This is a genomic window from Flavobacterium sufflavum (assembly GCF_004016525.1).
Lineage (GTDB): Bacteria > Bacteroidota > Bacteroidia > Flavobacteriales > Flavobacteriaceae > Flavobacterium > Flavobacterium sufflavum.
Map to the genome: position 1 here is coordinate 147,660 of NZ_SACJ01000005.1, position 14,672 is coordinate 162,331.

Below are 14,672 nucleotides of genomic sequence, written 5' to 3' on the forward strand. Positions count from 1 at the left end.
TTATAAAATGGCTATATCTGCATTTTTACCAGTTTATAATGAAGAAAAACGTATAAAAGATACTTTAGAATCGTTGATTTGGTGTGATGAAATTATTTTGGTAGATAAAAATAGTAGTGATAGAACTGTAGAGATAGCAAAGAGTTTTGGAAAAAAAGTTAAAGTCTTTTTTATGAACAATTCTTTAGCATATGATTCTTCTGAGTGGAATGTTTTTCTTGATAATTGTAGTTGTGAATGGACTATACTCTTTACTGCAAGTGATGTAATTCACCCGAAGTTAGTTGAAAAGATAACAGAACTTATAGATAAGAAAGATTTTAATTATGACATTATTAATATTCCATTCAGAAGGTATATTCTCGGTTTAGAATCTAAAAGATCTCCTTGGTATTCAGAACTTAGCCCGAAAATTGTAAAAAAGTCATCAATTATTATTGATAAAACGGGAGTTCATAATGCCGCTCAATTTATTGGAAATTGTTTTAATTTGAAAAACAGTGACGAATTTAGTATGTATCATCTCACTCATGAGACTGTAGATATTATGATGGAAAGACATATCAGATATTGGAGAGGCGAGGCAAATAATAACGAAGTTAGTTTGAACAAATCTGCTATTACTGTTTTGAAAGAATTTGTTAAGATTATTTTTATTCGAAAAACTTTTTTGATGGGCAAGAATGGAATTATGTTGATGTTTGCTTATTTGTCTTATTACATGATGGCATATGTCTACAAATGGGAAAAATCACAAGGTAACTCTTCGAATGAGTATATGCGAATTCGAAGTGTTATTTTGAACGATTGGAAAAGCACTAATAAATCTTAATTTGTTTTAGAATTTGCGTTTAATTCAAAAACATTAAAATAAATTTTACTTGAAACAAACTATTTTTAATCTTGTTGATAGATTTTTTAAATTAGGGATGCTTTTTTTTCTTTCTATCTTTATAGGGAGATTTTTGGGGCCTGAAAGTCTGGGTAAATATTCATTAATCACAAGTGTCGTTCTGGTATTTTCTACATTTATAACTGGGGGATCAGATATTTTAATTTTTAGAGATTTTTCGTTAAAAAATACTCTTACCAGAAATATTATTTATTCATTTTATGCTAGGATATTTTTCTTAATATTATCAATTTTAATTCTATTCATTTGTAGACAGTTTTATTTTCAAAATATTACAAACGAAATTTTTTGTATAATTTGTTGGTTCTTATTGTTTTTCTTATTTAATGCAAATGAACAGTATTTTATTTCACGGGGAAATACCTCATTTTTTTTGAAGCTTACATTTTTAATTTGTGTCCCTTTTTTTTTACTAAAAATATTTTTAATTTATTATTTTTCAGATGTAATCCCAAAGTTTTATATTGATGTTGTTGAACAATTTTTTCTTGTAATCATTTTATTTTATTTTGTTTATAAAAGCTTTACTATAAAAAAAGAAAATTTTATAATATCAAAAAAAATTTTCAATAAGTGGGTTTTTAATTTCATTCCCTTATGGTTAAATGCCATTATTGTTATCTTATATACTAAAGCAGATCAGTTTATTTTATCTGAATATTTAGGCATGTCTGAATTAGGTAAATATATGGCATCAATACAAATTTCGTCTATCATACTAATACCTGTTTCTGCATTGCTTTCAAGCAAATTAGGATTGCTTCTAAATTTAAAAATAAATGATTCTGTCTCGTTTGAAGATAAAATTAAACAGTATACTTTATTTGTTTTTCGTTTGGCTGTTTTATGGTCTGTTTTTCTATATTTTTTTTCTGAAATAATTTTAACGCTAATATTTGGAGATAAATTTAAGGGAACAAGTATCTATATGGTTCTGTATTCTTTTGCAATGATTTTTAATTGTATTGGTATGGTTGCCGGGCAATGGATTATCGTCGAAAAGCTGTATTGGATACCAACATTTAGAAGTATTATTGGGTTACTGTTTAATGTGGTTTTAAACTTTATATTAATTCCCAAATATGGTGTTTTGGGAGCCTGTTATTCTGCAATAATTACTTCGTTCATTACTAATTTCGTTCTTTACTTTTTTTCAAAAAATGGCAAACCTATTTTCTTTTTACAATTAGCAGCTTTATCACAAACTTTTAATTTAAAAAAGCTGCTATGAATATTTTAAATACGACTTCGAGTAGTTATTTTTTTTCAAGAACTTTAAATCTAATACTTTCTGTAAGATTTAATGCAAAAAAACCAATTGATTTTATTGTTTGGGATATTGGATTAAAAAAAATCGAAAGATTTTTTTTAAGATGCTTTAAAGTCAAAGTCATAAAAGTTCCAAGTTTTTGCGAATTTTGGCGAGACTGTTATACATGGAAGGCTTATATTTATCAAGAATCAAAAGAAAGGTTTTTCTTGCATCTTGATGCTGGAAACACAGTTCTTTGTGATATTGACATAATCTTTGAAATGATTAGGGAAAAAGGATATTTTTTTGTTGATCAAGGACAGTCATTGTTACAAATTGCTCCTGCTGAATATTTTAACTACTTTAAAATAGATGATAGTCAGGACTATACTGTAATTGCAGCCGGAAATATTGGTTTTGATAGAAATAATGAAAATTTATCGAAAGTAATTAACATGTCGTATGAGTCTGCTCTAAAAGGAATGTGTCTTGGTTATTCGTTCGCTGAACGAAATAGGGCAGCTACCTCTGAATTTATAGTTCGTGATTGTGAAGTTTTTAGACATGATCAGACGGTTTTGAATTGTTGTCTAAGATCCAAAATAACAGATATTGATGTTTTACCACACTCAATTTATTCTGCTGTAAAAAGAAAAGATGATGTTAAGATACTTAATCAGAGAAAACTATCGTATGAGTTTCTTTTAAAAAAAATAAATTTCACTTCAATTTTAGCCTATTTGTACTGTTTAATTAACGACTCTTTTTTTTATGTAAAGGTAAAGTGTGAGAGAATAGCAAAAAAAATTAAAAATTAATGATATCGATAATAATTGCAACGTACAACTCTGGTGCCACTCTACAAAGATGTTTGGATTCTATTTATAAGCAAAATTTCACTTCCTATGAAATTTTAATAAAAGATGGTGGAAGTACTGATAATACAAATGAAATACTTAATAATAATGCTGAAAAATTTTATTATTTAAAAAGTAGTCGTGATAATGGTGTATATGATGCTTGGAACGATTGTCTAAAAAAAATTAATGGAGATTGGTTTATATTCCTTGGTTCTGATGATTATTTTGAAGATAGTGATTTTTTATTCAAAATGAATAATTATTTTCTGAATGCTAGTAAAAATACAAAAATCTTTTATGGTAAAAATAAAATTATAAGTGATAACGGTGATTTTATAAGTGTCGTGGGAGATGATTGGGATATAGCGAAAAAAAAAATAAATTCTGTTATGACAATAAGGCATCCTGGTTGTTTTCATCACAAAAGCCTTTTGGAATTGGTTGGTTATTTCGATGACAAATTCAAAATAGTGGGAGATCATCATTATATTTTACGTTCCTTGAAATTTGGAGACCCGGTTTTTTATCCATTTATTGGTGTAGTTCATGCCCTCGGTGGAATTAGTACGAACCCAAAATTAGTAAGTAGGGTTATTCATGAAACTTACAAGTTAAGACGTGATTTAAAGCTTGAGCCTTATATCATAATTGATTCTCATTTTATAAAAAGAATCATTATATTATGTATAATGTTTTTATTAGGAAAAAAATATGGCACTAAACTTATAAATTTTATAGTTTTAAAAAAGAAATAATGACTGAAATAAAGAAAGCCATAAAATCTTCAAATGCCGCTTTATTATTTAATTCTGCAAAATATTTAACTATTTTTTTTTATTTTGTATATTCAGTTCTACCATCCATATATGTTTTGATTTCCATTAAATTAGAAGAACCAATTTTTTTTTGGTTGCATCTTGAAACTCCTGTTCAAACAAATCTTGCAATTTTTCAAATACTAGGTTTTTTCATTTTATTGGCTACCGTTCCGAAATCTCCAAAAAACATTGTCGAAGGTAATTTGAAAGTTCAAGTTCCTATTATTATTATAAGGACAATAACGATTTTATTATTCATTATCACGCTTCCAGCTTTTTTTGAAATGCTGATTAAATCAAGATCTATTGCTGGAAGGGTTGATTTGTTTGCTTTGTCCGCTGTTATAGCTGATAAATATAAATTAAAGCTAGTCTTTTTACTGTTAAGTATTTTTGTAACGTATTTAGTTTTTATTGGAAAGAAATTAATTTATCTATTATTTATGGTTCCGATTGTTTCTATTGAATTTATTTCTATGGGAAGGGTTTGGCCATTTGCTTTTTTTAGTATTTTTTTAATAGGTTACTTACATATTAAAAATAAATTCTTTTCTAGAAAAGGTTTAATATTGTGTTGTGTTTTTTTTGGATTATATTCAATGCTTAGACTGTTGGGGCAAGGAGCTGATCTAAATTTTCTTGATTCTACCATTTTTTTGTTTGGTGAATCTTTTAATACACAGCAGTCAATAGAGATTGCTCTAAGTGCATCTAATAAATTGACAGTTTTTGATGGGGTTGCAAATGTTTTATCTGAATTTTTGCCATTTGGAATTAAGTATCTAATTATTGATCCCGATAAAACAGCAGTTAATATTATCGATAACTCAAAAGAAGCATTATATGGGTTTACTGATATGGGGTTTGGTAGCTCATGGGTGTCACAATTTATATTATATTTTGGTAATAATTTCCTTTTTGCTTTATATCCTTTAATGTTGTCATTAAGTTTACGTTTATATTTAGAGTTATATAAAAAATCAGAGTTATTTAGTTTCTTTTATTTATATTTCTACATAAGTGGTCTTTTTATGTTTTTTAGATATGGTTTAAACCTTTCAATTACATATCCACTGCTAAATTGTTTTTATTGCTTATTAATTTTCCTTCTACTAAAAGCTTTTTTTGAGATTTCATCAAAAAGTAGTACTAGTTTGTAAGTTATAGTTATTTTTTGATTTCTAAAATTTTGATTGAATTAATGAAAATTAGAAATTAATTAATAAATTTTACTTTCTTTTTAACATAAATAAATTTTACGATTTTATTATTTAAGATTAACATATAAATGAAAATAGCATATATCTTGCCATCACTCATAAATAAGGGGCCTGTAATTGTTGCACACACCATTATAAAAAACATAGTTCAAAAAGTTGAAAAAATTGATGTTTACTATTTTGATGATGATTTAGTACTAGAATTTCCTTGTACTACGCAAAAAATAGATATGAATGTCCCTATAAATTTTGATCAGTATGATATAATTCATACACATGGATTTCGTCCAGATCGATATATTAAAAAATGGAGATCAAAGATTTTGAAAGCAAAAACTGTTAGTACGATACATGCTGATATTGCTGAAGATTTTAAATATGGTTACAATAAATTATTTTCAATGATTTTCACTCCAATATGGTTGAACATGATGAAGAAACATGATGCAGTTGTAGTTATTTCAAATAAATTAAAATTTTTATATAATAACAAGTTTAAAAATCTTTATAGAATCTATAATGGAGTAGATATTGAATTAGATGAATTATTTTTAGATCAACAATTTGTAGAAAAAATTAATAAACTTAAAAAGAGAAATTTTAAAATTATTGGTTCATATGCAGCAATTAATAAAAGAAAAGGTATAGATCAGGTTGTTAGACTTTTAAATAAAAGAAATGATCTTGCCTTGGTTTTTATCGGCGAAGGAAAGGAGATTGAAAAATTGAAAAATCTTGCTCAAGAACTAAATGTGCTTGAACAAATTATTTTTCTTCCTTATCTGAAACGACCTTACAACTATGTTCACCTATTTGATGTCTACATTATGCCATCAAGAAGTGAAGGTTTTGGTTTAGCAATGGTTGAAGCTGCTCTTACTAGAACTGCAATAGTCTGTTCCGATATTGAAGTATTTCGTGAAATTTTTACTGAAGACGAAGCCACTTTTTTTACCTTAGAAGATATTAAATCTTTAGATTACGCAATCACTGAATCTTTAGAAACAAAAATTATGAAATCTAATAATGCTTTACTAAAAGCAAAGAATAATTTTAGTGGAGAAAAAATGGGAGAGAACTATTTGAAATTTTATTCGCAAATTGTAAAATAATTATAATAGTTAATTTTATGGAATTATTTGCTCTAAAAATTGAATAAATGAATATTAAAATAACATCATGTATTGTTTTATACAAAAATGATCAAAAAATGTTGCATGAAGCAATACATTCTTTTCTTGATACAGATTTGAATGTTAAATTGTTTTTAGTAGACAATTCACCTACTGATGAATTAAAAAATCTTGTTAGCGATTCGAGAATTGAATATATTCATAATCCTGTGAATCCTGGTTTTGGAGCTTCACATAATATAGCAATTAATAAAGCTTTTGAATTGGGCTCTGATTATCATTTGGTTTTAAATCCTGATATTTATTTTGAAAAAGGAATTTTAGAAAAACTTTGTGACTTTATGGATTCTAACTTAAATGTTGGGCATATAATGCCTAAGGTTACTTATCCAAACGGAGAGTTTCAGTATTTATGCAAAACCAATCCTACTTTTTTTGATTTATTCGCCAGAGGTTTTATGCCTTCATTTTTTAAAAAGACTTTTCAAAAGAGGATGGATGAATATGAGTATAAAAATCAGGATTATAATAAGATTATATACGATATACCCTATTTATCAGGCTGTTTTATGTTTTTAAGAACTGAAGTTTTAAAACAAGTAGGTTTTTTTGATGATAGAATTTTTATGTATTTAGAAGATGCCGATTTGACAAGACGTTTTTTAGAAGTTTCCAGAACAGCATATTACCCTGAAGCTCATGTATATCATCATTTTGCAAAACTTACTCATAAGAAATTAAAATTTAAATGGATAACTGTTGAAAGTGCAATTATCTATTTTAATAAATGGGGTTGGTTAAAAAGTTTTTATTAAATATGAGTGTTCTTATTACAGGTAGTAGTGGTTTTTTAGGAGGTCTTCTAAAAAATGGTTTTAAGGATGAAAAAGTTTTTGAATTAAATCGAAGGAGTGGTAATTATCAATGTTCTTTAGCTAAAGCAATTCCTAATTTTAATGAAACATTTGATTTTGTTATTCACTCTGCAGGAAAAGCACATAGTGTTCCAAAAACAGATGTTGAGAAACAGGAATTTTACGATATTAATGTAATAGGAACGTCAAATTTGTTAAAAGGCCTAGAGTTTAGTGGAATTCCTAAACAATTCGTTTTTATAAGTTCAGTTTCGGTTTATGGTCAGGAATATGGAAGCGATATAGATGAGAAATTTGCATTGGCTGCAATAGATCCTTATGGTTTAAGTAAAATAGAAGCAGAAATTCTTGTGCAGGAATGGTGTAAAAAACACAATGTAGTTTGTACTATTTTAAGATTGCCTCTTTTAGTAGGTAAAAATCCTCCCGGGAATTTAGGAGCTATGCTAAAGGCTATTGAGAAAGGATATTATTTTAATATTGATGATGGTAAAGCGAGAAAAAGTATGGTATTGGCAGAAGATGTTGCTGCTTTTATTCCTAAAGTGGCAGCTGTTGGAGGAATCTACAATTTAACTGATGGAGTTCATCCTGATTTTAATGAATTAAGTGTTGCCATTGCAAAACAGAAAAATAAGAAAAGACCTTTTAATATACCATTAGTGATTGCAAAGTTAATGGGATATGCAGGTGATTTGATAGGTAATAAAGCACCAATCAATTCAATGAAACTTAAAAAAATTACTTCCGATTTGACTTTTGATGATTCTAAAGCGAGAGAATTGTTGGGGTGGAAACCACAATCGGTTTTGGAATATTTGAAAAATAATAATTTGTAAAATAAGTTTTAAACTATTTTTTTTTTTGGAATAGTTTAGGACTATAAATAAAAATATTTTAAGGATAAAAAATAATATGAAAACAGCCCTTATCACAGGAATTACAGGACAAGATGGTTCGTACCTGGCAGAATTATTATTAGAAAAAGGATATATGGTTCATGGAGTTAAAAGAAGAGCATCTTCTTTTAATACCCAAAGAATCGATCATTTATATCAGGATTTACATCAAGATCATGTGAATTTTAAGCTACACTATGGTGATTTAACAGACTCTACTAATATTATTAGAATTATTCAAGAGGTGCAACCGGATGAAATATATAATTTAGGAGCCATGAGTCATGTAAAGGTGTCTTTTGATTCTCCTGAATATGTGGCTAATGTTGACGGTATTGGTACCCTTCGTATTTTGGAGGCGGTGCGTATTTTAGGTTTGGAAAAGAAATGCCGTATTTATCAGGCTTCTACTTCGGAGTTGTATGGTGGTTTGGCTGAGAATAAAAACGAAAAAGGATTGTACGATGAGCATTCTCCTTTTTATCCACGTTCACCTTATGGAGCGGCTAAAATTTATGGTTTCTGGATCACCAAAAATTATAGAGAAGCTTATAATATGTTTGCCTGTAACGGAATTCTTTTTAATCACGAATCGCCTCGTCGAGGAGAAACTTTTGTGACCCGTAAAATTACTATGGCTACTGCTGCCATAGCCTTAGGAGTGCAAGATTGTCTGTATTTGGGTAATTTGGATGCACAACGTGACTGGGGGCATGCTAAAGATTATGTAGAAGCAATGTGGCGTATTTTACAACAAGATCTAGCAGAAGATTATGTGATTGCTATGGGAGAAACTACTTATGTGCGTGATTTTGTTAGTATGTCGTTTGCAGAAGTAGGTATCGAAATCGAATTTAGAGGAGAAGGGGTTAATGAAAAAGGCTATGTTGCTTCTTGTTCTAATCCGGATTATCAATTGGAAATCGGTAAACAAGTAATTGCTGTTGATCCCCAATATTTCCGTCCAACGGAAGTAGATTTACTTATCGGAGACCCTACCAAATCGAAAACCCAATTGGGATGGGTGCCTAAATATGATTTAAAAGGATTGGTAGAAGAGATGATGGCGTCTGATTTGGTATATGTTCAAAGGGAAAAGATGTTAAAAGAAGTTAGATCGGCTATTAAATATTAATTTTACTAGTCGGTTATGAGTCCCGATAGCTATCGGGATGAGTTGTGCCTCTCGACTACGCTCGAGGTGACAAACTAGACTGCGCTCTGGATGACATGCTCGAGGTGACAGATGGGGTTGTCAGTTATGAGATTTATGTTGCTTAATTTTTGCGACTCTAATCTTATATGACGTTCAATTCCTATTCTAAAATTTTAGTTTGATATAGATTTTTATTATAAAAAATGAATAAACAAGATAAAATATACATAGCAGGCCACCGTGGAATGGTGGGGTCTGCTATTTTACGCCAACTTAAAGCGGAAGGATATACTAATTTTATATTAAAAACTTCTTCGGAGTTAGATTTAAGAAATCAACAGGCTGTAGCTAATTTTTTTGAACAAGAAAAACCGGATTACGTTTTTTTAGCAGCAGCAAAAGTAGGAGGAATTGTTGCAAACAATACTTACAGAGGTGATTTTATATATGAGAACCTGATGATTCAAAATAACGTAATCCATCAGTCCCATGTTAATGGCGTGAAGAAATTGATGTTTCTGGGTTCTTCCTGTATTTATCCTAAAATGGCACCGCAGCCATTAAAAGAAGAGTATTTGTTGACTGGGCTTTTGGAGCCAACTAATGAACCTTATGCTATTGCTAAAATTGCGGGTATCAAAATGTGTGATGGCTATAGAGAGCAGTTTGGGTGTGATTTTATTTCAGTTATGCCAACCAATTTATACGGTCCTAATGATAATTACGATTTAAAAAACTCTCATGTACTTCCTGCGATGCTTAGAAAATTTATTACAGCAAAGCGTAATGGAGATGCATCGGTAACGATTTGGGGAACAGGAAGTCCTAAAAGAGAGTTTTTACATGCTGATGATTTAGCTGCTGCCTGTTTGTTTTTAATGAAAAATTATAGTGATTCAGGTCTGGTTAATATCGGTATTGGTGAAGATATTTCAATATTGGAATTGGCTCAGCTTGTGAAAAAAATAGTTGGTTTTGAAGGCGATATCCTGACAGATACAACAAAACCTGATGGTACGCCACGTAAACTAATGGATGTTTCAAAATTAAGTGGTTTAGGCTGGAAAGCTAAGATAACTTTAGAAGAAGGAATCCGGAAAGTGTACGACGAAATAAAAGATACAGCTTGGGAATAGCTATTTAATATTCGTTTTCGAATTGAATAAATTATAAATATTGAAAATATATAATCAACATGACTATTGAAAAAACAGCAATAGAAGATTTGGTAATCATCAACCCCACCGTATTTGAGGATTCGCGTGGGTATTTTTTTGAAGCCTACAATCAGGCAAAATTCCATGAAAATGGTATTAATTATAAATTCATACAAGACAATCAGTCTTTCTCCAAAAGAGGGGTGATTCGCGGCTTGCATTTACAGATTAATCCTTTTGCTCAAGCGAAATTAGTTCGTGTTTTAGAAGGAGAAATTCTGGATGTGGCTGTAGATTTGCGTAAAAATTCACCCACTTATGGACAACATGTTAGTGTGGTGTTGAGTGCTGAGAATAAAAAACAATTGATGGTACCACACGGTTTTGCACATGGATTTTCGGTTTTGAGTGAAACAGCTTCTGTTCTATACAAAGTAGATCAGTTGTATCACAAGGAAAGCGAAAGAGGAATTCGGTATGATGATCCTACCTTGGCGATTGATTGGCAATTAGATCCAGCTGAGGTAATTGTATCGGAGAAAGATTTGGTGTTGCCGGGTTTTAAGGATATTGATTGGGAGTTTTAAAATGCGAATTAAAAACGAATTAACACGAATTAACACGAATTGTCACGAATTTATCTAATCTAAATCGAGAATTAGCATTATATGGGTTGTCAGTTGTCGGTTGTCGGTTGTGAGTTGTTAGTTATGAGTTCCGATAGCAATCTGGATGAGTTATTGGGTGAGCCTCTCGACTTCGCTCGAGGTGACATAGATAATACATGTTGTGAGTTCCGATCCCGATAGCTATCGGGACTATAGGGATGAGATGTGTCTCTCGCCCTTCGACAAGCTCAGGGTGACAGCTCGAGATGACAGTTTTATAAAAATGCGTTAAAATGTGTCTAAACGCATTAAATTGTATTGAAAATTCGGTTTAAAGTAATGAATATAATTCTTACTTTTAAAAGAAAAGATATGGCAAAAGCATTTGGACCTGTTCAGATTGTTGGTACACTTGATGATTTGAATTTTTATATTACCCCTGACGGGAATATAGTTCGGGAAAAAGGAAAAACGGGCAATACTAAAAAGAGCTTCGAAGAAAATCCTGTTTTTACTCCGATGAAGCTGCATAGCAAAGATTTTGGTCTTTGTGCTAAAAAAGGGCGTGTTTTCCGGCAGGTTGTTAAAGCGTTTTATGATGATGCTAAAGATGGTTCGATAGCCGGAAGAACCAATCAATTGTTGCACGCTATTATTAAAGAGGATAAGGAGCACGAGCGCGGACAAAGACAATTGCATACGGGATTGCAGTCGGCAGCAGCTTTGGAGTTTTTGACCGGTTTTGAAGGGAACAAAGGCAGACCACTTACCAAAGTTTTAAAAAAGAAAATTTCTTTTAACTGGGAAAAGAGAGCGATTAGTATTAAAACTATTAATCCATTGCAAGATATCGATTGGCCTGTGGAAGCCAGTCAGGTACATTTTCAAATCGCCATGGCTAATTGGGATTGTGTAAATGATACTTATGAAACGGTTTACAGTAACGAAATTGTATTGGAAAAGAAGACAGGTGTTTGTAAGTTGGTTTTTGAGCTAACTTCGCCAGAAAGTAAAGATTTATGGCTTGCTTTTATTCACATTAAATTTAGTAACAGGGTTTTCAATACATTGAAGGTTTTACCGAGAAGATTTAATACGACCACTTTGCTTGCGGCTCAGCTTTTTAATTGAAGACTCGGTTGTCAGTTGTCGGTTATGAGTTGTGAGTTGTGGGTTTTGCCTAAGACTGTTCGTCCCTCGTCCCTCGTCCCTCGACTTCGCTCGGGATGACACGCTCGAGGTGACAAAAATTGTTGTGGGTTGCGAATTGTAGATAGTCAAACTTTGAATTGAGTTATAAGTAGGAATACAAATGTTCTGATTCTTTTTTGCTCCCTTTAGGGAGGGGAAAACAAAAAAGAATGTAGTCGTTTTGATAGAGAAAATAAAAAAAATGAAAAAAATACTAATTACAGGTGGGAATGGACAGCTTGGGTCTGAATTAAGGCTTTTATCAAAAGTTTATACCCAATTTGAATGGGTTTTTACAGATTATCAGGAATTGGATTTGTGCGATTTGGAAAATTTGGAAATAGAATTATCAAACATCAATCCCCGAATCATTATCAATTGTGCCGCACATACTGCGGTTGATAAGGCCGAATCGGAGTTTGAATTGTCCGATATATTGAATCATCAGTCGGTAGCGGTATTGGCCAAATGGAGTCATGCGAACGATTGTCAATTGATTCATGTTTCGACGGATTATGTGTTTGATGGTACAGCATCGACAGCCTTGACCGAAACCGCACAGCCTAATCCGATTAATGTTTATGGGGTGACCAAATTAGCGGGGGAACAAGCCTGTTTACGCGAAAATCCTAACGCCATTATTATCAGAACTTCCTGGGTGTATTCCAGTTTTGGGAATAATTTTGTAAAAACCATGTCACGCTTAATGCAGGAACGCGATAGTTTGAATGTGGTAAATGACCAAATAGGAAGCCCAACATACGCAGCTGATTTGGCACAAGCCATTATGACAATATTGACACACAATACCTGGCAAGCAGGAATTTATAATTTCTCCAATGAAGGTGAAATCAGTTGGTGCCAATTTGCGTTGGCAATTCAGGAAATCGGTCAGTTTGATTGCAACATCAGTGGAATTCCTTCTTCGGCTTATCCTACACCGGCCAAACGTCCGCAGTATTCTTTATTGGATAAAACTAAGATTAAAACTATTTTTGGGGTCGCGGTGCCGGAGTATAAGGAGAGTTTGAGAAGGTGTATGGAGTTACTAATGATTACGAATTAATTCGAATTTAAACGAATTTAAACGAATTTAAACGAATTGTACGAATGGATTCCAGTACTAAAATACTTTTTAAGGAAGAAAGTTTTAAAATTATTGGAGCCTGTATGAAAGTACATCGTTCATTGGGGGCAGGATTCTTGGAGGCTGTTTATGAGGAAGCGTTGGAGAAAGAATTTTTAATCCAAAATATTCCTTTTAAAAGACAGCTGAAATTAGAATTATATTATGATAATCAGAAATTGAATAAGTACTATAGAGCAGATTTTGTCTGTTATGATAGTATTGTTTTAGAAATAAAAGCTGTGAACCATATTCCAGATACATTTTATGCACAGTTGAAAAATTATTTAAAATGTACTAATATGGAATTAGGGATGTTGATTAATTTTGGCACAGCTTCATTAACTTATAAAAGAGTAATTAATTCAATTAATTCGTGAAATTCGTATTAATTCGAAAAATTTAAAATAGATGAAAAAAATACTAATTACCGGTGGTGCCGGGTTTATCGGTTCTCATGTTGTGAGACGTTTTGTAAATCAGTATCCGGAATATCAAATTTTTAATCTGGATGCCCTTACTTATGCAGGGAATCTGGAAAATATAGCCGATATTGAAAATGAACCTAATTATACTTTTATCAAGGGAGATATTGTTGATGCTGTTTTTTTGGATGCATTATTTGCAGAATATCAATTTGATGGTGTATTGCATTTAGCTGCCGAATCGCATGTGGATCGTTCGATAACTGATCCATTAGCCTTTGTGAAAACAAATGTTATTGGGACTGTAAATTTACTAAATGCTGCTAAGGCAATCTGGCAAGGGAATTACGAAGGGAAACGTTTTTATCATATCAGTACTGATGAGGTATATGGAAGTCTGGGGGCTGAAGGCTTGTTTACAGAAACTACAGCTTACGACCCTAATTCACCTTATTCGGCATCGAAAGCCAGTTCCGATCATTTTGTTCGTGCGTACGGGGAAACTTATGGTTTGCCGTATGTATTGACTAACTGTTCGAATAATTACGGACCGTTTCATTTTCCTGAAAAATTGATACCGTTGTTTATTAATAATATTATCAATAATAAGCCTTTACCCGTTTATGGTGATGGGAAATACACCCGTGACTGGCTTTTTGTAGAAGATCATGCGGTAGCGATTGATTTGGTTTTTCACGAAGGTAAAAACCATGATACTTATAATATTGGCGGTTTTAACGAATGGCAGAATATTGATTTGGTAAAATTGCTTTGCAAAATAATGGATGAGAAATTGGGAAGAGCTGAAGGAACTTCAGTACAATTGATTTCCTATGTTAAAGACCGTCCAGGACATGATTTGCGTTATGCGATTGATGCCAATAAAATAAACAAAGAGTTAGGGTGGAAACCTTCGGTTACTTTCGAACAAGGATTAGAAAGAACCATCAATTGGTATCTGGAGAATCAAACTTGGTTGAATAATGTGACATCCGGGGCTTATGCTTCCTATTACGAGAGACAATATTCGAATTAATAC

General features: G+C 31.5%; 15 protein-coding genes. All 15 read left to right on the plus strand.

The features are described 5' to 3' along the window. Positions 1–7 precede the first annotated feature (7 nt). The 15 genes from EOD40_RS10350 (at position 8) to rfbB (ending at position 14,669) form a co-directional block, all read left to right on the plus strand. The gene (locus EOD40_RS10350) at positions 8–832 is read left to right on the plus strand and encodes a glycosyltransferase (protein WP_128195233.1); all 825 of its coding nucleotides are present in this window, start codon (positions 8–10) and stop codon (positions 830–832) included. A gap of 49 nt (positions 833–881) precedes the next feature. After that, positions 882–2,144, plus strand: a complete 1,263-nt coding sequence (locus tag EOD40_RS10355) for an oligosaccharide flippase family protein (protein WP_128195235.1) — start codon at positions 882–884, stop codon at positions 2,142–2,144. Then, the gene (locus EOD40_RS10360) at positions 2,141–2,983 is read left to right on the plus strand and encodes a hypothetical protein (protein WP_128195237.1); all 843 of its coding nucleotides are present in this window, start codon (positions 2,141–2,143) and stop codon (positions 2,981–2,983) included. Before EOD40_RS10355 ends, EOD40_RS10360 begins: the two co-directional genes overlap by 4 nt. Beyond that, entirely contained in the window at positions 2,983–3,780 is a 798-nt protein-coding gene (locus EOD40_RS10365) for a glycosyltransferase (RefSeq protein ID WP_128195239.1), read from the plus strand. The genes EOD40_RS10360 and EOD40_RS10365 overlap by 1 nt, the downstream gene beginning before the upstream one ends. Next, positions 3,780–5,003 (plus strand): oligosaccharide repeat unit polymerase, encoded by a 1,224-nt coding sequence (locus EOD40_RS10370; protein ID WP_128195241.1) that lies wholly within the window; start codon positions 3,780–3,782, stop codon positions 5,001–5,003. Before EOD40_RS10365 ends, EOD40_RS10370 begins: the two co-directional genes overlap by 1 nt. A 128-nt stretch (positions 5,004–5,131) precedes the next feature. Further along, positions 5,132–6,175 (plus strand): glycosyltransferase family 4 protein, encoded by a 1,044-nt coding sequence (locus EOD40_RS10375; protein WP_128195243.1) that lies wholly within the window; start codon positions 5,132–5,134, stop codon positions 6,173–6,175. Positions 6,176–6,222: 47 nt separating this feature from the next. After that, entirely contained in the window at positions 6,223–7,011 is a 789-nt protein-coding gene (locus EOD40_RS10380) for a glycosyltransferase family 2 protein (RefSeq protein WP_128195245.1), read from the plus strand. A 2-nt stretch (positions 7,012–7,013) separates the two neighbouring features. Then, positions 7,014–7,910 carry an NAD-dependent epimerase/dehydratase family protein gene (locus EOD40_RS10385; RefSeq protein ID WP_128195247.1) on the plus strand — a complete coding sequence of 299 codons (897 nt, stop codon included), beginning with the start codon at positions 7,014–7,016 and terminating at the stop codon, positions 7,908–7,910. 76 nt (positions 7,911–7,986) lie between these two features. Beyond that, positions 7,987–9,105, plus strand: a complete 1,119-nt coding sequence (gmd, locus tag EOD40_RS10390) for a GDP-mannose 4,6-dehydratase (protein WP_128195249.1) — start codon at positions 7,987–7,989, stop codon at positions 9,103–9,105. A gap of 224 nt (positions 9,106–9,329) precedes the next feature. Further along, on the plus strand, positions 9,330–10,262 hold the full coding sequence (gene fcl, locus EOD40_RS10395) for a GDP-L-fucose synthase (protein ID WP_128195251.1): 933 nt from the start codon (positions 9,330–9,332) through the stop codon (positions 10,260–10,262). 59 nt (positions 10,263–10,321) lie between these two features. Further along, the gene (gene rfbC, locus EOD40_RS10400) at positions 10,322–10,870 is read left to right on the plus strand and encodes a dTDP-4-dehydrorhamnose 3,5-epimerase (protein ID WP_128195253.1); all 549 of its coding nucleotides are present in this window, start codon (positions 10,322–10,324) and stop codon (positions 10,868–10,870) included. A 393-nt stretch (positions 10,871–11,263) separates the two neighbouring features. Next, a complete protein-coding gene (locus EOD40_RS10405) occupies positions 11,264–12,022 on the plus strand; it encodes a hypothetical protein (RefSeq protein ID WP_128195255.1) in 759 nt (252 codons plus the stop codon). Between the two features lie 262 nt (positions 12,023–12,284). Further along, positions 12,285–13,148: a dTDP-4-dehydrorhamnose reductase gene (gene rfbD, locus EOD40_RS10410; protein WP_128195257.1), complete on the plus strand. Its 864-nt coding sequence runs from the start codon at positions 12,285–12,287 to the stop codon at positions 13,146–13,148. Positions 13,149–13,192: 44 nt separating this feature from the next. Next, positions 13,193–13,588 (plus strand): GxxExxY protein, encoded by a 396-nt coding sequence (locus EOD40_RS10415; protein ID WP_128195259.1) that lies wholly within the window; start codon positions 13,193–13,195, stop codon positions 13,586–13,588. 31 nt (positions 13,589–13,619) lie between these two features. After that, on the plus strand, positions 13,620–14,669 hold the full coding sequence (rfbB, locus tag EOD40_RS10420) for a dTDP-glucose 4,6-dehydratase (RefSeq protein WP_128195261.1): 1,050 nt from the start codon (positions 13,620–13,622) through the stop codon (positions 14,667–14,669). Positions 14,670–14,672: the final 3 nt, after the last annotated feature.

Bases quoted from the DNA above. Each gene is read 5' to 3' on its own strand.
- EOD40_RS10350 (WP_128195233.1), top strand. From the start codon at position 8: ATGGCTATATCTGCATTTTTACCAGTTTATAATGAAGAAAAACGTATA.
- EOD40_RS10360 (WP_128195237.1), top strand. From the start codon at position 2,141: ATGAATATTTTAAATACGACTTCGAGTAGTTATTTTTTTTCAAGAACT.
- EOD40_RS10365 (WP_128195239.1), top strand. From the start codon at position 2,983: ATGATATCGATAATAATTGCAACGTACAACTCTGGTGCCACTCTACAA.
- EOD40_RS10370 (WP_128195241.1), top strand. From the start codon at position 3,780: ATGACTGAAATAAAGAAAGCCATAAAATCTTCAAATGCCGCTTTATTA.
- EOD40_RS10375 (WP_128195243.1), top strand. From the start codon at position 5,132: ATGAAAATAGCATATATCTTGCCATCACTCATAAATAAGGGGCCTGTA.
- EOD40_RS10380 (WP_128195245.1), top strand. From the start codon at position 6,223: ATGAATATTAAAATAACATCATGTATTGTTTTATACAAAAATGATCAA.
- EOD40_RS10385 (WP_128195247.1), top strand. From the start codon at position 7,014: ATGAGTGTTCTTATTACAGGTAGTAGTGGTTTTTTAGGAGGTCTTCTA.
- gmd (WP_128195249.1), top strand. From the start codon at position 7,987: ATGAAAACAGCCCTTATCACAGGAATTACAGGACAAGATGGTTCGTAC.
- fcl (WP_128195251.1), top strand. From the start codon at position 9,330: ATGAATAAACAAGATAAAATATACATAGCAGGCCACCGTGGAATGGTG.
- rfbC (WP_128195253.1), top strand. From the start codon at position 10,322: ATGACTATTGAAAAAACAGCAATAGAAGATTTGGTAATCATCAACCCC.
- EOD40_RS10405 (WP_128195255.1), top strand. From the start codon at position 11,264: ATGGCAAAAGCATTTGGACCTGTTCAGATTGTTGGTACACTTGATGAT.
- rfbD (WP_128195257.1), top strand. From the start codon at position 12,285: ATGAAAAAAATACTAATTACAGGTGGGAATGGACAGCTTGGGTCTGAA.
- EOD40_RS10415 (WP_128195259.1), top strand. From the start codon at position 13,193: ATGGATTCCAGTACTAAAATACTTTTTAAGGAAGAAAGTTTTAAAATT.
- rfbB (WP_128195261.1), top strand. From the start codon at position 13,620: ATGAAAAAAATACTAATTACCGGTGGTGCCGGGTTTATCGGTTCTCAT.